The 25,502-nt window shown below is 44.7% G+C and carries 19 protein-coding genes; 10 read left to right on the top strand and 9 right to left on the bottom strand.

Annotation, left to right across the window (positions count from 1 at the left end):
* Nucleotides 1–267: 267 nt before the first annotated feature.
* From tkt to K0I62_RS15650, 6 genes are all read left to right on the top strand, one after another.
* Nucleotides 268–2,262, top strand: a complete 1,995-nt coding sequence (gene tkt / locus K0I62_RS15675; RefSeq protein WP_220068994.1) for a transketolase — start codon at nucleotides 268–270, stop codon at nucleotides 2,260–2,262.
* A gap of 140 nt (nucleotides 2,263–2,402) precedes the next feature.
* Complete coding sequence (gene epd / locus K0I62_RS15670; RefSeq protein WP_220068993.1) at nucleotides 2,403–3,419, top strand: erythrose-4-phosphate dehydrogenase; 1,017 nt, start codon at nucleotides 2,403–2,405, stop codon at nucleotides 3,417–3,419.
* 144 nt (nucleotides 3,420–3,563) lie between these two features.
* Nucleotides 3,564–4,739 carry a phosphoglycerate kinase gene (locus K0I62_RS15665; RefSeq protein WP_220068992.1) on the top strand — a complete coding sequence of 392 codons (1,176 nt, stop codon included), beginning with the start codon at nucleotides 3,564–3,566 and terminating at the stop codon, nucleotides 4,737–4,739.
* 184 nt (nucleotides 4,740–4,923) lie between these two features.
* A complete protein-coding gene (fba, locus tag K0I62_RS15660; RefSeq protein WP_220068991.1) occupies nucleotides 4,924–5,988 on the top strand; it encodes a class II fructose-bisphosphate aldolase in 1,065 nt (354 codons plus the stop codon).
* A 197-nt stretch (nucleotides 5,989–6,185) separates the two neighbouring features.
* The gene (locus K0I62_RS15655; protein WP_220068990.1) at nucleotides 6,186–6,926 is read left to right on the top strand and encodes a DUF481 domain-containing protein; all 741 of its coding nucleotides are present in this window, start codon (nucleotides 6,186–6,188) and stop codon (nucleotides 6,924–6,926) included.
* 273 nt (nucleotides 6,927–7,199) lie between these two features.
* Nucleotides 7,200–7,700: a helix-turn-helix domain-containing protein gene (locus K0I62_RS15650; protein WP_220068989.1), complete on the top strand. Its 501-nt coding sequence runs from the start codon at nucleotides 7,200–7,202 to the stop codon at nucleotides 7,698–7,700.
* A gap of 189 nt (nucleotides 7,701–7,889) precedes the next feature.
* Here K0I62_RS15650 and K0I62_RS15645 read toward each other — a convergent pair whose 3' ends face one another.
* Nucleotides 7,890–8,411, bottom strand: coding sequence for a hypothetical protein (locus tag K0I62_RS15645; RefSeq protein WP_220068988.1), 522 nt, complete (start codon nucleotides 8,409–8,411; stop codon nucleotides 7,890–7,892).
* Nucleotides 8,412–8,425: 14 nt separating this feature from the next.
* On the bottom strand, nucleotides 8,426–9,247 hold the full coding sequence (locus K0I62_RS15640) for a cytochrome c3 family protein (RefSeq protein WP_220068987.1): 822 nt from the start codon (nucleotides 9,245–9,247) through the stop codon (nucleotides 8,426–8,428).
* A 593-nt stretch (nucleotides 9,248–9,840) separates the two neighbouring features.
* On the opposite strand from K0I62_RS15640, the gene K0I62_RS15635 reads away from it, so the two are divergent.
* From K0I62_RS15635 to K0I62_RS15625, 3 genes are read left to right on the top strand one after another with little or no spacing between them, the layout of a single operon-like run.
* Nucleotides 9,841–10,632: a winged helix-turn-helix domain-containing protein gene (locus K0I62_RS15635; RefSeq protein ID WP_220068986.1), complete on the top strand. Its 792-nt coding sequence runs from the start codon at nucleotides 9,841–9,843 to the stop codon at nucleotides 10,630–10,632.
* Nucleotides 10,625–11,143, top strand: a complete 519-nt coding sequence (locus K0I62_RS15630) for a hypothetical protein (protein WP_220068985.1) — start codon at nucleotides 10,625–10,627, stop codon at nucleotides 11,141–11,143. Before K0I62_RS15635 ends, K0I62_RS15630 begins: the two co-directional genes overlap by 8 nt.
* Before the next feature lie 59 nt (nucleotides 11,144–11,202).
* On the top strand, nucleotides 11,203–12,609 hold the full coding sequence (locus tag K0I62_RS15625; protein WP_220068984.1) for a hypothetical protein: 1,407 nt from the start codon (nucleotides 11,203–11,205) through the stop codon (nucleotides 12,607–12,609).
* Between the two features lie 336 nt (nucleotides 12,610–12,945).
* On the opposite strand, the gene K0I62_RS15620 is transcribed toward K0I62_RS15625, so the two are convergent.
* The 7 genes from K0I62_RS15620 to K0I62_RS15590 form a co-directional block, all read right to left on the bottom strand.
* The gene (locus tag K0I62_RS15620) at nucleotides 12,946–13,365 is read right to left on the bottom strand and encodes a GFA family protein (protein ID WP_220068983.1); all 420 of its coding nucleotides are present in this window, start codon (nucleotides 13,363–13,365) and stop codon (nucleotides 12,946–12,948) included.
* A gap of 637 nt (nucleotides 13,366–14,002) precedes the next feature.
* A complete protein-coding gene (locus tag K0I62_RS15615; protein WP_220068982.1) occupies nucleotides 14,003–16,219 on the bottom strand; it encodes a PAS domain-containing protein in 2,217 nt (738 codons plus the stop codon).
* Between the two features lie 99 nt (nucleotides 16,220–16,318).
* Nucleotides 16,319–16,951 carry a TatD family nuclease-associated radical SAM protein gene (locus K0I62_RS15610; RefSeq protein ID WP_258405014.1) on the bottom strand — a complete coding sequence of 211 codons (633 nt, stop codon included), beginning with the start codon at nucleotides 16,949–16,951 and terminating at the stop codon, nucleotides 16,319–16,321.
* A gap of 83 nt (nucleotides 16,952–17,034) precedes the next feature.
* Nucleotides 17,035–20,172: an efflux RND transporter permease subunit gene (locus K0I62_RS15605; protein ID WP_220068981.1), complete on the bottom strand. Its 3,138-nt coding sequence runs from the start codon at nucleotides 20,170–20,172 to the stop codon at nucleotides 17,035–17,037.
* Nucleotides 20,172–21,386, bottom strand: a complete 1,215-nt coding sequence (locus K0I62_RS15600) for an efflux RND transporter periplasmic adaptor subunit (protein WP_220071415.1) — start codon at nucleotides 21,384–21,386, stop codon at nucleotides 20,172–20,174. Before K0I62_RS15600 ends, K0I62_RS15605 begins: the two co-directional genes overlap by 1 nt.
* 234 nt (nucleotides 21,387–21,620) lie before the next feature.
* On the bottom strand, nucleotides 21,621–22,853 hold the full coding sequence (gene srmB, locus K0I62_RS15595) for an ATP-dependent RNA helicase SrmB (RefSeq protein WP_220068980.1): 1,233 nt from the start codon (nucleotides 22,851–22,853) through the stop codon (nucleotides 21,621–21,623).
* A gap of 106 nt (nucleotides 22,854–22,959) precedes the next feature.
* On the bottom strand, nucleotides 22,960–23,670 hold the full coding sequence (locus tag K0I62_RS15590; RefSeq protein WP_220068979.1) for a tRNA1(Val) (adenine(37)-N6)-methyltransferase: 711 nt from the start codon (nucleotides 23,668–23,670) through the stop codon (nucleotides 22,960–22,962).
* Nucleotides 23,671–24,132: 462 nt separating this feature from the next.
* Here K0I62_RS15590 and brnQ point away from each other — a divergent pair, with 462 nt between their 5' ends.
* Nucleotides 24,133–25,449, top strand: a complete 1,317-nt coding sequence (gene brnQ, locus K0I62_RS15585; RefSeq protein ID WP_220071414.1) for a branched-chain amino acid transport system II carrier protein — start codon at nucleotides 24,133–24,135, stop codon at nucleotides 25,447–25,449.
* Nucleotides 25,450–25,502 lie beyond the last annotated feature (53 nt).

Below are 25,502 nucleotides of genomic sequence, written 5' to 3'. Positions count from 1 at the left end.
TGTTTTTTTGAGAACCGATAATATTAGTGAAATCAATTAGTCATACAAATAGCGTTGACAATAAAATGGCATTATCAGGGGGCGGTTATTGGATCGTTTGCTGCATTTTGGGCAGAAGAATAAGCATGATGACTGGAAAAATGGCCCGGTCAGAACACTATAATCTCTAATATAAGGTTATTTTTATTTGCGTCCTACCGCCTAGTAGGGGAAAATATGCGTCCACAATTGCCCGCAAAATCCCTAAAAAAATAAGCAGGAGAGAGCATGTCATCTCGTAAAGAACTCGCAAACGCTATCCGTGTGTTAAGTATGGATGCCGTTCAAAAAGCCAATTCTGGTCATCCAGGTGCACCAATGGGAATGGCTGATATCGCTGAAGTGCTTTGGAATGACTTCCTTAAGCACAACCCTACCAACCCTGAGTGGGTTGATCGCGATCGCTTCATTCTATCTAACGGTCATGGCTCTATGCTGATTTACTCTTTGCTGCACCTTACTGGTTATGCATTGCCGATCGAAGAGTTGAAGAATTTCCGTCAGTTACACTCTAAAACCCCTGGTCACCCAGAGTATGGTTACACCCCCGGTGTTGAAACCACTACTGGCCCATTAGGGGCTGGTATCAGTAATGCCGTGGGTATGGCTATTGCTGAGAAGACGTTAGCTGCACAGTTTAACCGTCCAGGACACGATATTGTCGATCATTTCACCTATTGCTTCTTAGGCGATGGTTGTTTGATGGAAGGTATTTCACACGAAACTTGTTCATTAGCAGGCACTTTAGGTCTGGGCAAGCTGATTGCATTTTGGGATGACAACGGTATCTCTATCGATGGGCATGTTGAAGGCTGGTTCACCGACGATACACCTAAGCGTTTCGAGTCATACGGCTGGCATGTCATTGCTAACGTTGATGGTCATGACAGCGACGCGATTCGCGCGGCTATCGAAGAGGCTAAGTCTGTTACCGACAAGCCAAGCATGATCTGCTGCAAAACGGTTATCGGTTTCGGTTCGCCAAACAAGTCGGGTAGCCATGACTGTCACGGCGCGCCACTGGGTGATGCTGAGATTGCTGCGGCACGTGAGTTCCTTGGTTGGGAACACGGTCCGTTCGATATCCCTGAAAACGTCTATGCTGGTTGGGATGCTAAAGAAGTTGGCGCCAGCAATGAAGCGGCTTGGAATGAAAAACTTGCCGCTTATGAAGCTGCTTACCCAGAGCTTGCAGCAGAATACAAGCGCCGCGTGATCGATGGTGAATTGCCTGCCGATTTCGAAGCCAAAGCTCAAGCTTTCATTAAAGAGTGCCAAGAGAAAGGTGAAGGTATTGCAAGCCGTAAAGCTTCACAAAATGCTATCGGTGCTTATGGTGCTATGTTGCCTGAACTGCTCGGCGGCTCTGCCGACCTTGCGGGTTCTAACTTGACCCTATGGTCTGGTTCTAAAGGTATTCAAGATGACGCTGCCGGTAACTACATCTACTACGGTGTACGTGAGTTCGGTATGAGCGGCATCATGAACGGTGTTTCTCTGCATGGTGGTTTCATCAACTACGGCGCCACTTTCATGATGTTTATGGAATATGCGCGTAACGCGGTACGCATGTCAGCGCTGATGGGCATTCAAAATATCTTTGTTTACACCCATGACTCTATCGGTCAAGGTGAAGATGGTCCAACTCATCAACCTGTCGAGCAGCTAGCTAACCTACGCATGACACCTAACATGATGGTATGGCGTCCATGTGATGCGACTGAAACAGCGATCTCTTGGAAGAATGCAATTGAGCGTCGTGATGCACCAACATCACTGATTTTTAGTCGTCAAAACCTAGCGGCTCAAGCGCGTACCGATGAGCAGTTAGCCAATGTGGTTAAAGGTGGTTATGTACTGCGTGATTGCGCCGGTATGCCAGATGTTATTTTGATTGCAACAGGTAGTGAAGTTCAACTCGCACTGGATTCTGCAGCAGCCTTAACAGAACAGGGTAAGCAGGTTCGAGTAGTATCTATGCCATCGACTAATGCTTTTGATGCGCAAGATGCCGCATACAAAGAGTCTGTATTGCCACGCGCTGTGACTAAGCGTGTTGCTATCGAAGCGGCTCACGTTGATTTCTGGTATAAATATGTTGGTTTCGACGGTGCGGTAGTTGGTATGACTACCTTTGGTGAGTCAGCTCCTGGTGGCGAACTAATGAAGCACTTTGGTTTTACCGTTGATAACGTAGTGGCGACCGTTAACGGCTTGTTTTAAGCGTTAGCAGTTGTTGAGGCGTTGGTTTTTCTAGAAACTAATGCCTGATGGAGCGGCTTATCTGATAGCAATATTAGATAAGCCGTTGTCGCATCAAAAGTCTGCCCTTTCAGGGATGGTTTGAGGAGTCAAAGCGCTTAATGATCAGAGTTGCTATTAATGGATATGGCCGTATTGGTCGTTCAATTCTTCGCGCCCTTTATGAGTCAGGTAAACGCGATCGAATTCAGATCGTTGCTATCAATGAGCTTGCCAAACCGGAAGCCATGTTGCACTTAACGCTATACGACACGACTCACGGTCGCTTTCAATCACCTACCTCACTCAATGATAATGTATTAACCGTTGGTGATGATCATATTACTTTGCTCCATGAAGCGGATGCTGAAAAGCTGCCTTGGGCCGAAATGGGCATTGATATTGTCTACGAGGCCACAGGTGTCCTCATTGACAGACAAGCTTGTGAGGCGCACCTGAAAGCAGGGGCCAAACAAGTATTAATAAGCCATCCATCGTCAAGTGACGTTGATGCCACCATCGTTTATGGTGTTAATCATGAAGCGCTAAAAGCTCATCACACCGTGGTTTCTAATGCTTCTTGTACGACTAACTGTCTGGTGCCGATTATTCAGGTGCTCGATAGAGCTTTCCAAGTTAAAAGCGGCGCGATCACCACGATTCACTCAGCGATGAATGATCAACAAGTGATCGATGCCTATCATGATGATCTCCGGCGAACTCGCGCTGCAGGGCAGTCAATCATTCCGGTGGATACCAAGCTTGCGCGAGGTATTGAACGTATTTTGCCTGAAATGAAAGATAAATTTGAGGCGATTTCTGTGCGCGTACCGACAATAAATGTCACTGCAATTGACTTATCGGTCACCTTAGACAAACGTGTAGATATCGATACAGTGAACCGAGTACTATCTCAAGCCGCGAATGGCTCATATCAGGGGGTTGTCGGTTATACTAATGCACCGTTAGTTTCCTGTGATTTTAACCATGATCCACGGTCCAGTATCGTCGATGGCACACAGACGCGGGTCAGTGCTGGTCATTTAGTCAAGCTACTGTTGTGGTGTGATAATGAGTGGGGGTTTGCTAATCGCATGCTCGATACCAGTTTAGAGATGATAAAAGCCGTTAGGGCGTAATCGATATTTATCGCTGATGGCGTTTTAGATCAGATAGCGTTGCCGTCAGCGTTAGCAGCGATTAAGTGTACTGTCCTTAATTTGCTAGCAATGAAGAATTTTTTAACTTTTGTCTTTTAACTTTAAATCTTAAGGAAATATAAAATGGCTATTATCAATATGTCAGCTTTAGATCTTCAAGGTAAGCGCGTGCTTATTCGTGAAGACCTGAATGTCCCTGTCAGTGATGGTGTGGTGACCAGTGATGCGCGTCTACGTGCTTCTCTACCAACGATCAAGTTAGCGTTAGAGAAAGGGGCTGCCGTAATGGTGATGTCTCATCTTGGTCGCCCAACTGAAGGCGAATTTAATGCTGAATTTTCATTGCAACCTGTGGTCGATTACCTAGCAAAAGCACTTGATTGCCCTGTGCGTCTAGCGACCGATTACCTCGATGGTGTTGAAGCTAACGTCGGTGAAGTTGTGGTATTTGAGAACGTCCGTTTTAACGTCGGCGAAAAGAAAAATGATGAAGCGCTTTCTAAAAAGCTGGCTGCATTGTGTGACGTTTATGTAATGGATGCATTCGGTACAGCCCACCGCGCCCAAGCATCGACTCATGGTGTTGGTCTTTATGCTCCTATCGCTTGCGCTGGTCCTTTATTGGCTGGCGAACTTGAAGCACTAGGAAAAGCAATGGATAACCCAGCACGTCCATTAGTGGCGATTGTTGGTGGTTCAAAGGTATCGACCAAGCTGACTGTGCTCGAAAGCCTATCTGGCATCGTTGATCAGCTTGTTGTTGGTGGTGGTATTGCTAATACCTTTATTGCTGCAGCGGGTCACGAAGTGGGTAAATCACTTTATGAAGCGGATCTTATCGATGAAGCTAAGCGTCTTGTCGCTAATGCGCAAAGCCGTGGTGGTGATATTCCGGTGCCTACAGATGTGGTTGTTGCAGGTGAATTTAGCCCAACAGCAGCGGCAACATTGAAAGATGTAAGCGCAGTATCAAGCGACGATATGATTTTCGATATCGGACCAGACAGCGCTGAAGCACTGGCTGAGATCCTTAAAAATGCCGGTACCATCGTATGGAATGGTCCAGTAGGTGTGTTTGAATTTGACCAATTCGGTGAAGGTACTAAGCGCATCGCTCAAGCTATTGCTGAGTCATCAGCTTTCTCTATCGCTGGTGGTGGAGATACTTTAGCTGCTGTCGACAAATACGGTATCGCTGATAAGGTGTCTTATATCTCAACTGGTGGCGGTGCTTTCCTTGAGTTCCTAGAAGGTAAAGAGCTACCCGCTGTCGCTATGCTAGAAAGCCGCGGCGAATAACGGTTACTCAATAGCAGTAATTGAATAAGTAAAAACGAATAATTAATATTAAAAAAAACCGCTGACGATGTGCATCCACAGGATGTGGTTGCCATCGTTAGTATAAAAATCTGTCCAAACGATAGTGACCTCGGTGATCGGATTAATCAAAAGTTAGTTCGCCACCCTATTATTGGAGTAAAAAATGGCCTTAATTTCCCTACGTCAAATGCTAGATCATGCAGCAGAACATGATTATGGCGTTCCAGCTTTTAACGTAAACAACCTTGAACAGATGCGTGCCATCATGCAAGCCGCTGAAGCGACTGATAGCCCTGTTATCGTTCAAGCTTCTGCGGGTGCACGTAAGTATGCGCGTCCTCAGTTCTTAAAATACCTAATGACCGCTGCGCTTGAGCAGTATCCAGATATTCCTGTATGTATTCATCAGGATCATGGTACCGATCCTGATATCTGTCAGCGTTCTATTCAGCTCGGTATGTCATCAGTGATGATGGATGGTTCATTGATGGCAGATGGCAAGACACCTGCATCATATGAATACAACGTTGATGTGACCCGTAAAACGGTTGCGTTTGCTCATGCTTGTGGCGTATCGGTTGAAGGTGAGATCGGTTGTCTAGGTAGCCTAGAAACGGGTATGGCAGGTGAAGAAGATGGTGTTGGCGCAGAAGGTGTTCTTAGTCACGACCAGCTATTAACGACCCCTGAAGAAGCGGCGCGTTTTGTACGTGACACTCATGTTGATGCACTCGCGATTGCGATTGGTACCAGCCATGGTGCCTACAAGTTTAGCCGTAAGCCTACCGGTGATGTGCTGCGTATCGATCGTATTAAAGAGATCCATGCACGTATTCCTAACACCCACTTAGTCATGCACGGTTCATCTTCAGTACCACAAGAGTGGTTAGAAATTATCAACCAGTATGGCGGTGCAATCCCTGAAACTTACGGTGTACCGCTTGAAGAGATCGTTGAAGGTATCAAGCACGGCGTACGCAAAGTGAATATCGATACCGATTTACGTTTAGCATCGACAGGGGCTGTGCGTAAATTCTTGGCTGAAAATCCAAGTGAATTTGACCCTCGAAAATTCCTAAAAGCCTCTATGGAAGCGATGGCTGATATCTGTACCACGCGCTATGAAGCCTTTGGCTGTGCGGGCATGGGCTCTAAGATCAAGCCTAAGTCGCTACAAGCGATGTACAAAGCTTATCAATCTGGAGAGTTAGATCCAAAGATCAACTAATCTAACATTCGATATGTTGTTAAAAGCCCACTTTCGTGGGCTTTTTCCTTTCTAGGACACGTCATTAAAGCAATACTGCCTATTATATCAATCAGTATAAGAAGCCGAATTATGCAAGGTCGGTTTTCATTTATGTTCGCTGGATGTTAATATTGCGCCAATTTTTAAGGGGCTTGGATAACATAGGTAACATAACAATGAAAAAATTGCTGACAGCTACAGCTATTTTGTTAGCGACTCCGTTCGCTGCTCATGCAGGTGCAGATTTCGTAAAGGGTGATAAGACGTTTGCTGCAGACGCGGAGCTCGGTGCAACTGTCACCACGGGTAACACAGAGACGACCTCATTAAAGGGGCGTTTAGATATGAAGCATGAGCTAGGTAATTGGGAAAACCAGTATCTGCTTGAAGCCTTATATAAAGAGGATAGCGGTGAAGAAACCGGTAAGCGTTATTACGGCCTAATCCAAGGCAACTATCAGTTAAGCGATGTTAACTACATTTTTGCTAACGCTAATCATGAGATTGATCCGTTTACTGGTTTCGATTCTAAATCAACAGTGTCGGCTGGTTATGGCCATAAGTTTGTAGATACAGGTAAGACATTGCTTGCCATTGAAGTCGGTCCTGGTTACCAGTATAAACGTCTTGATGATGCGAGCACGCTAGCAGCGGGTTACGATACCGAAGAGAGCTGGGTTGGTCACGGTGTGATGAATTTTGAAACTGAAATCACTGATAACTCTAAGTTTAAGCAGCTGTTTGTTGCCGATTATGGTGATAGCCTCGAGGGGCGCTCTGAAACGTCTATCACAGCAAATATTATTGGCGCATTAGCCATGAAATTTGCAGTTGTCGTGCGTTACAACAGCGAACCCGCCGATGATAAGAAAAGTACAGATACAGAAACCAACATGACTTTACTTTATTCTTTCTAAGTTAGTCCGTCTCGAAAAAAGCGCCTAACAGGCGCTTTTTTTACATCAGTTGTAAATCAATGGTTTGCTTGTACTTTTGTTTACATACGTATCGGTTTGTATCTTTTTTGTGTTTTTTTTGTGTTTTTTTTGTGTTATTTGATCTGTTTTTATTAATGGCTTGCGTGCTTAATGTCACGAAAGAGAAAAATTACTATCCCGAATGTAAGGTGTCACAGATTCCAGCGTTAGCTATGGTTACAATGAGTTATTGTCATTGGTGAGAGACCTAGTATGCAAATTGGTAGTTGTTGGTTTGATATGTCTCAAGCACAATTGTCAAATCAGGAAAATGAGACAAGCTGGATGATGCCTAAAGCTGAGTTTGCTGTGTTAAAACAATTGGCTAAGCATCGTGGTCAAGTATTGTCTAATAGCCAACTGCTTGCTTGCCTTGATGAAAATGAACGCAATATCGAGCGATTAAAAGAAGCGCTTGAGCGCATAAAGTTTTTTCTTGGTGAGCCCAGTGCGATATTAATCGAAGCTGTCGATGATCAAGGTTTTATCCTCCATGATAAGTTAAAACAATCATCAGGATTTTCGGTGGGGCTCCCAGGAAAGAGCATTTCACGTCAGAAATATATTCTATTGATATCACAGTTAATATTACTGCTATTACTGTTGTATTCGGTTTTTGAACCTTACCACGATACTTCTATGTTTTATGAGGTGGTGACACCCAGCCTGAATGAAACGTCAGAATACACGCCTACCGTGAATACCGCGGAATAAGTGACAGGTTTGGATTCGCATCTGATTCTGATTCGTGCCTACTATTGGTTGAGAGTCGATTAATTCGTGATGGTATAGTGGCAGCGCCTATTACCGACAGGTTGTTTCTGCTGTTATTTCGATGTAACTCACCCTCTATAAAAAAGAGGACTAATATATTGGCTATTAGTCCTCAAAGTCGTGCAGTGGTTAGGTTGAGGGAAGTAATACTAACTCGTTGTTTGCCATCGCTCCTTTGATCTCAATGGCTACTTTATATTTTTTGACTGAGCCATCGCTGGTATTTCGGTCCCAATCTAGGCCAGTCGCTTCAAAGTGATAGCTGCCTTTCTCTGACTCCACTAAAACGCCTTCACATTCGCCAGCGCTGCTATCGCATTCAAAGCTTTGGGTGACATGCCAATGCTTCCATGCTTTTGCATTACGGGAAGTGACACCATCTTCAGGAAAGCCAAAATAGGTGATTTTATAATCTTTAGCATTGGTAATAGCCAAAGCGGCGTCATCTTCTAGGGTGAAACTCAATGCTCCGCTCGCGCCATCAAATTCGGCCAGAGAAAGGTTAATGGCCAATGCTTCATTGGCATCAACGCTGTCGGCTACTGGCGGTGGTGTAACAACAGGTGGCATTTCGGTGTCATTGTCATCACTACCACATCCACCACAGAGCAGCAGTGCTGCTAGTAGGCTGGTCACTAATTTATCGTTCATGACTAGCTCCTTACTTAGTTAAAGTGTCCGGTATGGCAAGTGGTGCATTCCATATCTGTTTTAACACTGGCCGCGCTGCCCATTGTGTCGGCGGCGCCATGACAGCTTTGACAGGTTTGCGCTTCGCTTGATGGTTTCGATTCTGGTAGAGCAGCAATATCTTCACCCGCATAGGCACGATTAAGTAATTCAACTAAGTGGTAAGCGATAGAGGCTGACAAACGGTAGCAGCGCTCACCTTTTTCACTAAAGGTAAAGCCTGATGCTTTTGACCAGTTACTGATTGATGAGTGGCATAACACGCTATTGGCGACAGAGGACTTACCTACTTTTAGCGTTTTTTCATCGGTTGAGCCGATACCAGCAATAAACTCAGGGCTAGAGAGTGGTAATTCAGTTGTTTCATAATATCTAAAGGCGGCTCCAATCACCGCTGCGTTTTGGCCGTTAATGTCATCGAGGAAGTTTACTAACATTCCTGTGGCATTCATGTTGCCACAAACTGTACCTTGTCCGGCGATACCCGCTCCACCGTATGCTGCGATGGCAGTAGGAATAGTAGCAAACTTGGCTGCATCGGCACTTGAAGAGTTGGCAAGCATGGTGACTAACGAATGGAATACCTGATGCATACATCCACCACCTGTTTCATAAGCAAGCTTAGCTGTTGCCATAGCATCGAGTGGTACGTACTTTAATTTATCCCCAAGAGCTAGGTGAAAGTTACCTTGTTCATCTGTGCCAGCAAATGCAGAGGTCCCCATAAGAGTGGCTCCAGCAGCTGCGGTGCTAATACCAATGATTTTGGTGAGTGCTTGGCGTCTAGTAATTGTCATAGAAAATGTCCTCACATGGAAATAAGTGTTGTTATTGTCGGTACGAAATGTTCGTCCCTTGTAAGCTTGGAATCAGTTTGCTGGGGGAATATTGTGAATAGTGTGATGACGGATAGATGAATGGCGTGAAAGCGAATAGTGAGGTGGTATGACTTATTTTTAGTTAATGCTAATCGGATTTTTATGTTGCGTTAAGCTCTTTATGGGCGGAATTCAATTGCTGTGTGAGGTGCGTCACTTTATTTGTAGCATTCATGTTAATTTTTGTGGTTTAGCTATGGAGAGAATAGCGTTATTCATGCCATAAATAATGTGACTTGGTTCGCGTAACGACAAGCTTTATTAACACGATCATAATAATTTCCACATTGATTGTAATGAGATAGTGGGGATCACAGAAATTTGTGATTGTATTGTTTATGCTGTGACTACGTCTCGATGACCTACATAGTTAGGATCTTAAAAGATATTCTAATTTACTGTTTTAAAAGAATATGATGATTTTGACTCTATTGTGAACAATAGAGCAGATAACGCAGTTCGTCAGATTCGCCCCAGCTAAGAGTAGGTTGAATTGAATAGTGAAGGGAATAATGCAATTAGGTGATTGTCTTTTTGATAGCCAAAGAGGCTTACTCACACACCAAGTGACCCAGGAGCAGTGGTTCTTACCTCGAGCCGAGCTGCAGGTGCTGCGTCTGCTAATCGCTAATCACGATAAAGTGGTTGCTAAACATGTATTAGGTTCTGCCGATGCGGAGCATTTGGCGTTAAGTGATTCTTCCGTCACTCGAGCTGTGTTTATGTTGCGATCGTTTCTAGGGCCAGCGCATGAGCATATGATCGAAACCATTAAAGGTAAAGGCTATCGATTACGTTTAGAGAGTCAGTCGCGAAAGCGGATAAAGAAACCTAGCACTCCGGTATGGGTGTCTGTATTCATTAGCCGGTTATTCGGTTGTCAGCATCGTCGAATCAAGCTAGGCGTTGGCCTATTGATCTTGGCTATAATCCCTTTAGTTGTGATGCAATGGATGGGGCAATTTTCCAACCATAGCACCTATACCGAACCCTTTAGCAAGCAAGTCATCACCTTAGAGTCTGGCCAGAAGGTAATGCTTATCTCTTATGCTAAATCTAAAACCAATAATACCTCATTACTTGCGTTAACCCAGCGTTTAGCTCAGGGCATTAAGCTTTGCGAATCAGCGCCATGGAAGCAAGTCTATCTTTCTTTATCTCATGATAAACAGGTATTTAATATCACTATGAAAGGCGATAAATTAGGCCAATCTATAGTGAGAAACCTTAAGCTGACCGATTTTAGACAAAATAAAGTCTTTATTTCTGATCAGTGGCTTGCGGAGGTCTCTTTGTGTGAATAGAAAAGTACTCTGGGGAATTAATTTTCTGATTTTATTGCTGTTGGTTGTTAGTCTTACCATCAGCTATCGTTATCTTTATCCTACGCAGAGTCTAATGCTTAGCTGTAGCTCGGAGCTATTCGATAGACCCGATAATAATGAGATAGAGGGACGTCATTATCTGTTGGTTGATATTTTGGCCAAGAAACAGCAGGCTCAGATTAACTATCGTTACTTCAATTTAGATGGCACGCTGGCAGGAAGTATTCGAATGAAGGGAAAGCTTGTTAACTATGATAAGCAGGCGCACCGCTACAATTTTTCGGTGTATACCAAAGAGGAGAGTGAGGACAACTATCAAAGCCAACCACAACATATGCAGTATCTTTCTTATATCAGTTCATTTAACTTAGACAGTAAAGGAATGCATAATCTATCTATCGAACCATTGGATTTAGATTCTTTGCGAGACTATGCAATAGTGCTATTTCAACCCAGCAATACAGTTTGTGGTTGCCGTCTAGTGCACTAAGATATGTTCGACTATAATCTAGCTGTAACTTACTGATATTTAAATGTCTATGAGGCTCTGTGTCTAAGATCTACGTTAAGCAGGAAGAATCACTGTCGATAAAATTCACCCATCAAATGAAGGTGGGTGATCATAGGCGACTCGACCTCTATTTTTTCTTGCCTAAAGAAATGGGTATTAACCCCCAAAGCCTAGATGAAGAGGAGTATTACCATGCCGCTATTGCGGGGCGACGTTCCTATTACTCTTCAGGCCTACATCTTCCTTTAGTCCAAGGGCGTTTTATTAGTCAAAATAAGCGAACTGTTGAGGAGTTTAGGCTCTATCTCAACTTGTTTGCCTATCAATTTGCGGTAGCGATCGAGACCGACAGTAAAGAGTTAGCCCAGATCGAAGATGTCGATAAGTTTTACGCTTCACTCAAAGAGTTGAGCGATATTGTGGCTCAGCTGCTGAAAAAGTTTCGTCGTAATGAACCAAGCGACCCAAAGTGGAAACATTATTTTGAAAACTCGGATAACTACTTATCCTGGTTTTGTGAACAGCGATTGTTGAAGTTAATGTCCAGAGCCCCTCGCAGCAGCGACTACAGCGAAGTCGTGGAAGAGGTGATCGCCCTTTGCCGCAGCGAGAAAAGTTACCGCGATAGTCGAAATTATAATTCCACTCAGACTAAAGATGATCCTAACCGGATCTCAAATAAGATGTTGTTGCTGCGTCGTCTTATTCAGCAAGGGGTTGTGCTTAAAGAGGAGCTTAAAACCTTAGGTGTCGGGTTAAAAAAACTCACCACCGGGGTGGCGACAGGCTTTGTTATGCTGGTGGTTTCGGCGCTTATTATTAAGGCGCAAGGGGTGTTTAGTGGATTAACCTTATCGCTGTTATTGAGCTTGGCGGTGATCTATGGTTTTCGTGAGATTTTCAAAGAAGATATTCGTAATGCCCTATGGCGGGTTATCCAGAAAGGCCGACCTCGTTGGAGTCGTATTTTGCGTGATACAACTAGCCAAGCGGTTATTGGCCGTCAACTGGTGTGGCTTGACTTTGTTAAAACGAAAGAGCTGCCTGATGGCGTTAATGAGATTTTGAATCGTCGCCACAGTCAAAATAAGGTCGATGCGGATATTTTGCATTATGGTATCAGCTCACGGATTTCACAGAAGGACTTTTTAGCGGGTTACTCGACCATTCAAGAGCAGGTGAACTTCAGTTTGGTTCCATTTGCCCGTTATCTTGAACGAGGCAAGGCGAAGATATACAAAGAAGCCGATGGCAAGATCAGTAATGATTCGGTAGAGCGACGTTACCAAGTTAACCTGATTTTGACGCTCCGAGAAGGCCGCAATCCGCCGCAATATGCGCGTTATAAGATCACTATGAACCGTTCGACTATAGTAGAGGTGACCGAAAGCAAGTTACCCGATGGTATGGAGCCGATAGGGGACGAGCAAGAAGATGCTGTCTAGGTAGGCTCAACGCTGCTAGGCAATCTCGCTTGATAGAGTACCTATTTCCAGCAGTTGGAATTAGTTGTTTGAAAACAAAATATAAACTTCTTTTTCAGCTGCAGCCGATCTATTGGCGACAGAGCCATTGTCAGCCTTCGCCTTCATTGTTTTGAATTGCTTAGCGCAGGTGAAGTGTATGGATGCGCAAGTGTTGAGGTCAGATCTTCCCTCAAATCATGAGACATCACAGCTAAACATATTTACGATATAAAAGGTATCACTTCCTGCAAGTTCGGGCTTATTTAACACTTGGGACAAGGTCGCAGCTGCGCGCGGCCGATTTATTGTATGTGTTTAGCTCTTAACTTGGTCTGGAAGCTTTTCATAGCTAGGTATACTGCATAAATTCATCGCCCAACTAGCGCAACTATCAACAAAAATTTTAGCCGTAGGCGCAATTGGAACAGGACTATCAAGGCTGCCTGCCGGAACCACTACACAGTGAATACTATCAGCAAACGTTGGGAGCGCAGAGCCGCATTTTGAACAAAAGCTTTTTGCATGAAATGAATTGGGATGTTCATAGGTTCTAACATCCTTTTCACCATGCAACCAAATTAAGGTGCCTGCTTTAGCAAACAAATTTGCGGCATGAGCTGAGCCTGTATCCTTTTGACAACGAGTACAATGACATAAGAAGAAAGACTGGAACTCACCTAAAAGCTCATACTTCACACCACCACAAAGGCATGAACCTCGATAATTATTCGCCATAAAAGCCTCCTTACTTTCGATTACAGATAACGTCGTATTAAGTCGTTATCAAGATTGCCTAACCTAACCCATTGTGCTGTATATACTAAATTCAACGTAAGTTGAAAATGACTCGCATTGCGAATCTGTCCTAAACGTCTTGTTATGTGCGAACTAAAAACGTAACTCTCATCACGCTAATTACTAACATCTGCGCCGTCGAAAAGATTTTAGACTGGTCCGGTTATTTAAGTCCTCGAGCACTTCGAGATTTAGTTGCTTCAAACTAACCCGCGGCACTAACCTTTTATTCGGATAGTGCTCGTCTATACGTTTTGCGCACCATCCATAGACACTTTAGACGAAGCAATGCAAAAGAAGCTGACCCTAATTATCGGACAACTCTTTATCTCCTTTATGATGGTACTCTTTATGACTGGCATCTTCAGCTTAATTGAACTCGCAACTCACCCACAATGGAGCGCATAGGGACAACTTTCTTTAACAAGAAGTCAGTGTGCCCAAAGTGTGCTTGCACATTTGATCGTTCTTTCACTCATGTGTTCATGACATTGTTATATCCATATACAGCGCTAAATTGATAATATACGGAGGAAAAAGGCGCCTGTAGGCGCCTTTGTAATGAGATAACCTGAGGTTAATTATGACGGGTAAACGCCTGACAGATATTTTGTTCCCCTATCTGTTTGGCTCGTTTGAGGGCAACCTCGGCATTGATTAGGTATTGTTCTAGGTTTTGTTCGGGCTGATAACTGGCAATGCCCATACAGATCCCTGCGCCTAGGCCTATGTCGTTTAAGCTTGCAAGGGTGGACACCGCGTAATGATGGGCATCATCTGGATGGGTGTTAGGCAAGATGACAATCAATTTGCCTAGCTGCCAATGAGACATTTGATAGCCCATAGGTAACGATTTGAGAATGTGGATCTCGACTTCACGTTGACGACTCTCTAACTGACCAATGTCACTCATATGGCTAAGCATGCTCTCGGCAGTTATGTCGATCAGCAGCAAGCTAGAGTTGTCGCGACTAACGCGACTTAAAGAATTAAAGTAGTCATCTAAATCACGTAGGTTGATTAAGATAGTGCTTCGATGAGGAATAAAATCTCCCCTATCTTTCAGTAATGTTCTTTTTTGAGCCTTTTCTAGGGTACAGACAATATGCTCGATCTCACCAGCCGCATCTAAGTGCCCTTTAAGGGTCGCTTGAAGGCAAGTGTTTTCATGGCCATTGGGATCGCACAGTATTTGCCCTTTCCATGTGCTTTGTAATAGTAACTGCTGAGTGATACGTGGCCATTGAACATCGAGGTCATTATTAAGTAATTCGGTTAAGTTCTTATTATCAGTATTGTGGATGGACACCAGTTCCTTAAAGGCATCGTTTGCTAACTCAAGCTCGCCATTTGCTTTAACTAATGCGCAGGCGACGGCATTATCATTGAGTAATTGGTTGAGGTGAGCCTGTTGCTGCGCTTGTTTGAGCTGAGTGACATCTTCAAAGGTCACCAACAAATAACTGCCTTTTTTTGCTGAGCGTATAGCACTACTTATGTTCACCGCTAACGTGCAACCGCATAGATCTTCTAAATCGATAACGTCATGCCATTTTTTATCTTTTTCTAGTTGAGTCAGAATGTCTGCGTATTGCTCGTTTTCTAGTTGTAAAATTCGTTGCAGATTACGGTCTGACAACTCATCTAGTGGTATGGCTAACAATTGTGCCGCCTTTTCATTAGCGGTGACGACGCGATTGTTTTCATTAACAATGACACAGCCGATATCTTGATAGAATAATCTATTGGCCAAATCGATACTAAATGCTCTTGAGCGTTGACCGATACGATAGGAGTGACTCAGCAAGATTAGCGCCAATGCGAGTAGCGTTAACACTAGCGCTCCAGCAATCAGAATATTACGCCATTCTGAGAAGTTTTCGGCAATAGCGTCATTACGCACATAGGAGACTAAATAATATTCTCTGCGAGTCTCATATTGAGTCGTGAGCTCAATCTTTAAATAAACAAAGGTCGCATCATCGCCATGGAACTGACCAAAGTTACTGTTCGACATTTTACGCCATAACGCAGGATAGGTTTGGCGTAGGCTGCCTCCCATGGTTTCAGGTATCCGATTGATGTTTGGTTTATTTTCTGCTCCTGCGTATAGCAAGCCTTGGGTATCAAGTATCATAAGTGGTGATTCGGCGCTGGAATAGGCTGGCTTGATACTCTTTAACATACGAGTCATCGATTGGTAGGTCACCAAATAGCCTCGCACGCTTTGGTTAGGGTTTTCTAACCATGCTAATTGATAAAGATAGGGCTCAAGCTTGCCATTAATCGGAGTGAACTCCAGTGGCGAAGTATAAACTTCGGTACCGCCCATATTGCGGGAGCCTTCAAGCAACGAAGCAGGTAGCGGTTCTCGGCTAAAATTATTGGTGGTAGAAAACTTATATTTACCCTGAGGATCAAACAGCGCAATATCCAACAGTCCTGGAATGTTTCGCGTCATTAAGGCCCAATGTTGTTGGAGTTTTTTCTGGCGGATCTCGCTGGGGATCGTTAGATAGCGTTTTAATAACTCAGCGTTGGCCAACATCTGTGTTCTAAACTGCTGGAATGAGACTTTATCGGCAATTAAGGTGCCGACAGACTGTAACTCACTGTATCTCTGTGTTGCCCAATCTTCCTGAAGACGACGCTCACCGAGTGTAATGATCACATTGGTTAGCAAGATCACGCTGATAAGCAAAATAATGATCTGCGTTGCTACAGAAAAAATACGTTGCGTTGACCAGTGCAAACCTTGGCCAGTGATCAGAAGTGAAGTTTTTTGCGTCAGCATTGAAAGTGGTGTTTGTCCTAGTTCTTTTGCGGCTATGTTAGCATGATTCTATCTGCTTAACACAGTCACTTACATCTCGCTAACGCGCTATTTGCCCTTTTACCCAATCACCCCTAAATGGCGATGTTTGAATTCGGCTTTGGCGTTAATGACAATCGCTTCGCAGCGTTCAATGTTGACCCCTTCCAAGCCATCTATGGCTGATACTTGCACTTTGTCAATATAGTCTGGCGCCAGTTTTATAAACTCATTTACGGCTTGGTAAGCACCTTTTAATTTAGGTTTGCAGTGGCGTAGATAAGCTTCTTCGGTATCGGCATTGAGCGAAATGGATAGGGAATCGACCACAGGTGCGAGTTCAGGCAAGATGTTGCGTCGATGAAATAGATTACCTAAGCCATCGGTGTTGACTCTGACTTTTCCGCCTTGCCGTTTAACCTCTGTTGCGACTTCAATCAAGGTGGTGAGATTTAAAGTGGGTTCCCCATAGCCACAAAACACATATTCCTCAAACTGGCTAACATCTCCGAGCAGTGGAATGATCTCATTGGCCTTAGGCTGATGATCTAATGCCAATTGGTACTCATGGATCTGTTTACTGCCATTATGCTTTGGGCAAAACTGGCAGCGTAATGTGCAGCGTCCTGTGATGTTTAGGTAGCGGCTATTACGGATGTCGTAGACTAGGGTGGATTGACTCATGATCAGCTTATACTTATTTATCAGAGTCATATTCTAGCGACTTTCTGGTGCTTAAAATGCTGAATAGATCAAAAAGGGAGGCTATGCCTCCCTTTATTTAACACTCAATAGGTTTAACTTCCGATAGCCTCATCTTTCTTCGGTTGCCACCACCAGTGATAAAAACGGCGAGATGTGCGTCTTATATCATCGAGGATAATATAGAGCACTGGCACCAAAATAAGCGTCACCACTGTCGAGAATAAAATACCGAATGCCAACGAGGTGGCCATGGGTATCACTATCTGCGCCTGTAAACTCCGCTCTAAGATAATTGGCACTAGCCCAACGAACGTGGTCATAGAGGTGAGGATAATCGCTCTAAAGCGATAGCAGCCAGCATCTATTGCAGCATCCACTAGCGGCAAACCTTGGTTTCTTGCTCGGTTAACAAAATCGACTAAAATCAGCGAGTCGTTGACCACAACCCCAGCCAAAGCAACAATACCGCAAAGGCTTAGGACACTCATCGACAGTCCGAGAATGAAATGACCAAACAGCGCACCAATAATACCAAATGGGATCACTGACATGATGATTAAGGGTTGGCTGTAGGATTTTAGTGGAATCGCCATCAAGGCATAGATGGTAAACATCGCGAAGAAGAAACCTTGGAATAGACCCACCATCGCACTTTGTTCATCGGCGCTACCGCCATCTAAGGTGCTTGAGATATGTGGGTACTTACCTTCTAAATAAGGAAGGAAATCCTTTTGAATTTCACCGACCACTTTCGATGGCTCGACAATGTTTTTATTGGCATTCGCCATCACCGTAATAGCGCGTCTTCCATCGACTCGGGTAATTGAGGAATAGGAGTCGCCTAACTCAATTTTCGCAACGGTAGAGAAGGGAACAGAGATCCCCTGAGGTGTTCGGATCATCATGTTTTCCAGATGTCCAACGGTTCGGCGCTGCTCTAATGGATAGCGCACCATCACCTTCACTTCCTCTTTATTACGCAAAATACGTTGGGCTTCAAAACCATAGAAACCATAGCGAACTTGGCTAGCAAGATCGGACAGGGTTAAACCCTGCGCTTCGGCTTCAGGCTTAATCGCCAAGCGGATTTCATGACTGCCCGATGAATAGTTATCGGAAATGTCGTAAACCCCCTCATAGGTTCTTAACTTTTGCTTAAGTTCATTTGCTGCCAGCGAGAGTTGCTCCAAATCGCTTGAGGTTAATCTAAAGGAGATATCTCCGCCGGCATCATTGGTGCTGGCATTGATATTGAGCTTTTTGACCGAAATGAGCTCAGGCAATGCCTTGCGCCACTCATCAGCAATGGTGACACCATCAACATCTCGGTCTTCACCTTTAGTCAGCTCGGCGAAGATAAAGGCTGAGGTTCTGGAACTCATATTGATGAAGCTGTGCTTCACCACTGGGTAACCATACTGATCTTCCATCTTCTCGTTCATGGTATAGAGGGCATTTTCAATCTCTTTTACCACCTTCAGGGTATTGGCTTCGGAGCTACCGACATCCATCTCCAGTCGTACTTGAATAAAATCAGATGGAATATCTGGGAAGAATACCCAGCGCACTTTGCCACTCGCCACCAAGGCAATAGAAAGAATTAATACCCCAACAAAGGTCGCCACAACATTGTATCTATGACGAATGCAGCGCTCGATAAACACCCGGTAGCTGTGGTGAATGAAGTGCTGCACTTTGTTATTCAGTGCCGTTTTAAATCGTACAAAAACATTAGGGTTAGGATTAGGACGTCTGGGTTTGATATGAGCCAAATGGGCGGGCAAAATCAATTTAGATTCCACTAGTGAGAAAGCTAAACAGAGGATCACCACTAAACCTATCGATTTCCAGATAATCGCCATCGGGCCTGATACCATGATCATTGGCATAAACGCAGCAATGGTTGTTAGTACGCCGAAGGTGGCTGGCATGGCGACTTTCTGGGCACCTTTCACGACGTTTTCTAGGGAATGACCATGCTTTTCGATCTCAGTATAGGCGCTTTCACCTATTACAATGGCATCATCGACCACTATGCCTAGCACCAAAATAAAGGCAAACAACGTCAGCATGTTAATCGATAGTGAGAAGGGTTCCAGTGGCATGATAAACATCGCCCCAAGGAAACAGACGGGTAAGCCCATCATGACCCAAAATGCCAATCTTAAATCAAGGAATAGTGCCAATATGATAAATACCAGCAAGGCGCCATAAAACATGTTCGATATCATCATGTTAAGGCGACCCTTAAGGTAGTGAGTTAAATCACCCCAAGTATCGAGCTCTGCATTGGCCGGTAATGTTGCTCGGCGCTCTGCGATATAGCTCTTTACTTGAGATGAAATATCGAGTGCATTTTGATCATCGACGCTAAGCACTTCGATAATTGCCGCTGGCTTACCGTTAAATCGGGTGTACTCTAATCGCTCTTCAAAGCCATCACGAATAGTGGCTACCTGTGGCAGCATGATACGACTACCGTCAGGACGCGTGCTAACAACGATTTGAGCAAAGTCATCGCCTGTATAGGCTTGGCCTTTAGTTCTGAGCAGGATATCGCCATCTTCGGCTCTAATTGAGCCACCAGGTAGATCGATAGAGGAGTTACGCACCGCTTGTGCGACCTGTGCGAAGCTTAAGCCATATTCGCGCAGCTTATCCTCAGAAAGCTCGATACTAATTTCATAATCACGAACCCCGGTCACTTGCGCTCGGGTCACTGCGGGCAGGGCGGTGATCTCTTCGCGTATCGATTTAGCCAGCTCTTTCATCTGATGCAGATCCATGTCGCCATAGACCGACACCCAAATAACGTTATTTTCTGGCTTTATGCGGTAAATATTGGGTTTTTCGATATTTTCTGGAAAGGTGGAGATAGCATCGATTCGCAGTTTTGATTCATCGAGAATATCTTGTGCATCGAAGCCATCTTCTACTTCAATGGTGACATTACCGAAACCTTCACTGGCGACCGAGGTGACTTTTTTTATGCCGCTAATATCTTGAATCGCCTCCTCTATCTTGATGTTGATCCCTTCTTCAATCTCTTGAGGGGCAGCACCGGGATAGGCAACCGATATTTGCAAATAATTGAGTTCAAAAGAGGGGAAAACTTCTTTATTAATCAATACTGTGCTAAATAGTCCGCCAACGAGTAAGATGACCATTAGTAGGTTGGCCGCCACACTGTTACGGGCAAACCAGGCGATAATTCCTTTGTTACTATCCATTACAATTCACCCGCAGCAACTAGGGTACTCTCCGACTTATTCTCATCGGTATCAGTGTTGGAGTCATCTTGCTCTCCAATCACTTTAACCAACTGACCCGTGGTCATATTGTTAATATTGGTCAGAGAAACACGTTCGCCATCGGCAAGGCTATCTTTGATATAGACGTTGTCGATATCCGTGCGTACCACGTTGACGTCACGCATCTCTAGCGTGTTGTCATTTCGGACGACTGCAACCTGATTTCCCCTCACTATATGGCGAGGCAATTTAACGATACCTTCGACAGTGCGCCCTTTAATCACCGCGTTGACGAAGCTGCCATATTTGAGTGGGAGTTGTCCCGGCTGCTTCTGCTCTCTGAGGTAGGGATCTTTGATCTCGGCGACTAAATACACCATACGGTTTTCGGCATCGATCACCCCTTCACTGCGGACAATCTTTCCTACCCAAGTCACCGTTCGGTCAGCAAGTTCAGCGCTCAGAGTGACTTCGGTGTCGGGATTGTCAATCGACTCTAAATAAGCCAGTTCGTTGTTTGCGAGAGGTAAACGTATCTCGGCTATGCGAGTGTCATACAGCTCACCCAAATTGGTGCCGAGAGTAACATACTGACCAAGATCGACATTTCTCGCCTTAATGATGCCGTCGAATGGCGCGCGGATAATGGTTCGCTCAAGATTACGCTGTGCACGGGCAAGTGCCGCTTCGGCAAACTTGACATTCGCTTGCTCTTTTTTGAGTTGTGGGACACGTAATCCAAGTTCGGGAGCTGGGCCGCTGTCATAGCCGTCCCAATCATTTTTGGCCACTTCACCGCGAGCAATCTCTTCATCGAGCAGGGCTTTTGCTTGTGCTAGAGTGGCTTGTGCTTGCATGAGATCGGCTTGATAGTCTGAAGGCTCTATTTCAGCCAGCTTATCGCCCCGTTTTACAATACCACCGGCGACGAATTTGTCAGAGATAGCGAACATACGCCCCTGAACTTCAGTCACTAACTGGGTTTTGTTCTTTGGCATAACGACGCCATAAGAGGGGAGATTCAGTGATACCGTTTCTTGAGTTACAGAGGTAACGTCAACAATGGGGACTGGGATCTCATCTTCTTTCTGTTCAGGTGCTTCTCGCGTACTCATCAATAATCCGGCTAGGGCACCAAAAACGATCAAGATGAGAAAAGGTGGAAGGACTCTACGTATAATTTTTTTTATCATTGACTTCATGCTATTCCATGCTGAGCTGCTTGCTCTATAAATTACCAGAGTCTGGCCTAGGGTCAAAAGTCTTTTTGTAAATTAAATGTTTCAGGTTAGGTGATGTTTACCCTGCTTAACATATTGATATTCAAGGGAGGCTGCGTCGCTTGGGTTTTATCCGTTAAATTGGGTTACAAAAAAAACGCCCATTTAGAGGCGCTTTTTTTTTGAGAGAGATAAGGATCTGCTCGTTTATTTCTTCTTTTTACTCGCTTTGTATTTCTTACTGACCTTTTTAGCGTCGCCCGCTTTGACTTTTTTCTTTGATGGTGGGCGTGCTTCCTTATGCTTAGGACGTAACTCTTCGATAATTCGGCGTTTTAAAGGTTGCTCAATATAGCGCTCAATTTTTGCGACGATACGCATATCATGGGCTTCAGCTAGCGAAATCGCAGTGCCTTTGTTGCCTGCTCTAGCGGTACGACCGATACGGTGAACATAGGTGTCGGCGCTGCGAGGCATATCGAAGTTAATTACATGACTAATATCGTCAACGTCAATTCCACGTGCCGCTACATCGGTAGCCAACAGTACATTGACTTCACCTTTAGTGAATCGGCCCAAGGCTTGAAAACGCGCTTTCTGTTCCATATCACCACGCATAAAGGCGCAGTCAATGCCAACACGTTTTAGTTGGCCTTCGAGGCTAGCAACCACTTCACGAGTTTTTACGAAAACGATAGCACGGGTCACATCTTCACGATTTAAGATACTGCACAGTAGCGCAAACTTGTGGTCTTTATCGTCTGCTAAATGGATCCATTGGTGGACCTTGGCTTTCTCGCTGCGAGGCGGCTTAGTCTCAATGGTAACGGGATCGGTTAGCAGCTCTTGTGCAAAACGACTGACGCCACCACCTTCCAGTGTCGCCGAAAATAGCATGTTCTGCTTACGACCCTGGGCTTCGATAGCGATAGCTTGCACGATAGAGGTAAAGCCCATATCAAGCATGCGATCGGCTTCATCGATCACTAATATTTCGACTTCTTGTGCGTCAAACAATCCCTTATCAAGGTATTCCATCAAGCGGCCTGGTGTCGCAACCAGAATATCAACATTGCCACTTAATGCTTTTTCTTGTGGTGCATAAGGCACACCGCCAGTAATAATGGCGATATCAAGATCTAAGTCGGTGGCAAGGTGCGAAGCATAACGATGCACTTGGCTGGCGAGTTCGCGGGTAGGAGTTAAGATTAACACCCGAGCTTGGCCAGAAAATCGGCGAGGAAAGTCGATCAAGTGTTGCAGCGCAGGCAACAAAAAGCTGGCAGTTTTCCCTGTTCCCGTTGGTGCACGAGCCAAAATATCTTGTTGCTCGAGTCCTAGTGGAATGGTCTGTTGCTGGATTGTGGTGGGCGTATTGTGGCCCATCGCCTTGAGTGACCTTAGTAAGGTTTCGTCAAGATGGAAATCTTCAAATTGCATGCGCAGCGTCTCAATGAATAATAGCGCGGCATTATACACTCAAATTAGCACAAAGTGCGAGGTTCCCACTGAGATATCACGGATCCTAATTTCTGCTCAATCTTGCTTACATCTTTAGGTAAAACGCCCGAGTGAGTTCGACCATCTCTTGGGTGTAGTCGCCTAAACGATTTCTTATGATCAGCTGCTTAACCTCTGTAGGCCTAGCTTGAGGTGTTTTATGAGCCAGTAACAGCAGGTGACGCTGTGGACTCTTTCCTTCGACGCTTATTATATCGACCCGTTCTATTAGGTTCAGCTGGTGATCACCAAGTCGCAATAAGAAACGGCCTAAACTGGCTTGCGGCAAAATAAGGCTTGCATTGCCATCTGGGTTAAGCAGTCTTTTTATTGCGGTCAGCAGCATCTCGAAATTTAACGTATCAGTATGCCGTGCCTGTGCACGGCGCTGGTCGTTAGATTGTGGACCATTGTCGAAATAGGGCGGATTGCAAAGAATATGGTCGTATTGCTGATTATGGGTCTGTGCCCATTGGGTTACACACTGAGTGACAAGTGTAATACGCTCATGCCATGGGCTTTGATTGATGTTGTGCTGACAATCCTGTGTTGCTTGGCTGTCGATTTCGATCGCGGTGACTTGCGCTTCAGAGCGCTGGGCAGCCATCAGTGACAGTAATCCACTCCCAGCGCCAATATCAAGAATGCTCTCTGCATCAGACAACGGAGCCCAAGCCCCCAAAAGAACGCCGTCAGTACTGACAGGCATGCCGCAATGGCTATCGTCGATATGGAACTGTTTAAAGCTAAAGGGCATGGCGTTAACTGGTTATTTAGATGGAGGCGTCATTGTACGATATCGCGTGTAGAGTAAAAAGGCTGATATAGCCAGCGGTAAAGCATGATCTATATGAGAAAATGAGAGTTAGATGTGAAGGGGGTAATGTCAGTGTGCGTGAAATGTTAAATTGTCGGTGTTAATTGCAGTTTCAGCCTGTGGTTTGCTTGTTAATTTAAAAAGTTTTTGCTAATAGTATGCCTTCGGTTTGGCGCTCTAAGGGCCAAATTGGTACAGGTAAACCAGTTTGAATGCATTTTTAGCGTTAGTTAATCCTGCTGTAGTTTAATAATTAGTCACTTATCAACTAGATTTACCATCGAGTAGTGTAATCCTATCTTTACACATTAATAAGCTGAGAGCGATGTTGGTTATACGCTTGCAAGCTATTGAGATAAATATAAAAGCAGATTAACGAGGCGTTGTGTGCAGAATAGTAAAATGAGTTTCACCGATACACTAGGTTTAGGCTTTATGACCTTTGCCTTTTTCTTAGGTGCTGGAAATCTGATTTTTCCACCGTTAGCTGGTTTTTTAGCGGGTGAAAATATGTCACTGGCGATGCTTGGGTTCTTACTCACAGCAGTCACATTGCCGTTAATCACCTTGATTGCTGTTGCAAAGGCTAATGGTAAGGTGATGGGATTATTGCCTACATTTGCCGCCACACTTTTTGCCATCTCCATCTATATTATTATTGGCCCTGCTTTTGCCGCGCCTCGTGCGGGTCTTGTTGCTTATGAGATGGGCTACAAGCCGTTTATTGCCGACAGTAGTGCGACGTTTGAGCTGGCTGGGATTGTACTCAACAGCTCGCAGCTGCTTTATACCGTCATCTTTTTTGGGCTGGCTATGGTGTTATCGCTGTTTCCCGGTAAGTTACTCGATAGTGTTGGTAAAATCTTAACCCCAATCATGATCCTACTGCTGGTTGGTCTTGCTATTTCTGTGCTGGTGTTACCGGGCTCTGATGTGGGTCAAGCTATCGGTGAATATCAGTCTAACCCGCTCACTAAAGGTATTTTAGAGGGCTACAACACCATGGATACATTGGCGTCATTGATCTTTGGTATGTTGATTATCGATATTCTGCGTAAAAAGGGCATCGACTCGCCTAAAGAACAGACTAAATATTTAGTTAGGGCTGCTTTAATTGCCGCAGGTGGTTTGGCTTTCGTTTATATCTCGTTGTTTTATTTAGGTGCCAGTGCTGGCGATTTGGCGGCCGGTGCCGATAATGGCGGTATCATTCTCACTAACTACGTCAACATGCACTTTGGTGATCTTGGTCAGCTACTGTTGGCTATGGTTGTCACATTAGCCTGTTTGACCACAGTGGTGGGATTAGTGTCAGCTTGTGCCGAGTACTTTAACGAATTGATGCCTACACTTTCATACCGCTTATTAGTGGTGGTTATGAGCTTAGCCTGCGCGACTGTCGCCAACGTTGGATTAGCTGAATTGATTAACATTAGTATTCCAGTGTTAGTAACAGTGTATCCTGTTGCCATAGCATTGGTGGCGGTGACTTATTTGACAGAGCTTTTCCCTAGACCGGCTTTTGCTCACCGTATGGTATTGAGTGTGGCGCTGGTATTTGGTCTTATTGATGGAATGAAAGCGGCAGGATTAGATATGAGCATCTTCAATAGTATGCCATTGCACGCTGAAGGCATGGCATGGTTGCTACCAACGGTGATCACTATCTTTATCTGCTTAATGGTTAAAGGCCCTAAGGCTGAAGCAGTTCTTAATTGATAGAGCGGCTAATTATTGCGTAATATAACGGTGTTAATTCCTTTGAGTTAGCA

Source organism: Shewanella psychrotolerans, from assembly GCF_019457595.1.
In the GTDB taxonomy this organism is placed as follows: domain Bacteria; phylum Pseudomonadota; class Gammaproteobacteria; order Enterobacterales; family Shewanellaceae; genus Shewanella; species Shewanella psychrotolerans.
This window is presented reverse-complemented; position numbering and strand designations above follow the sequence as displayed.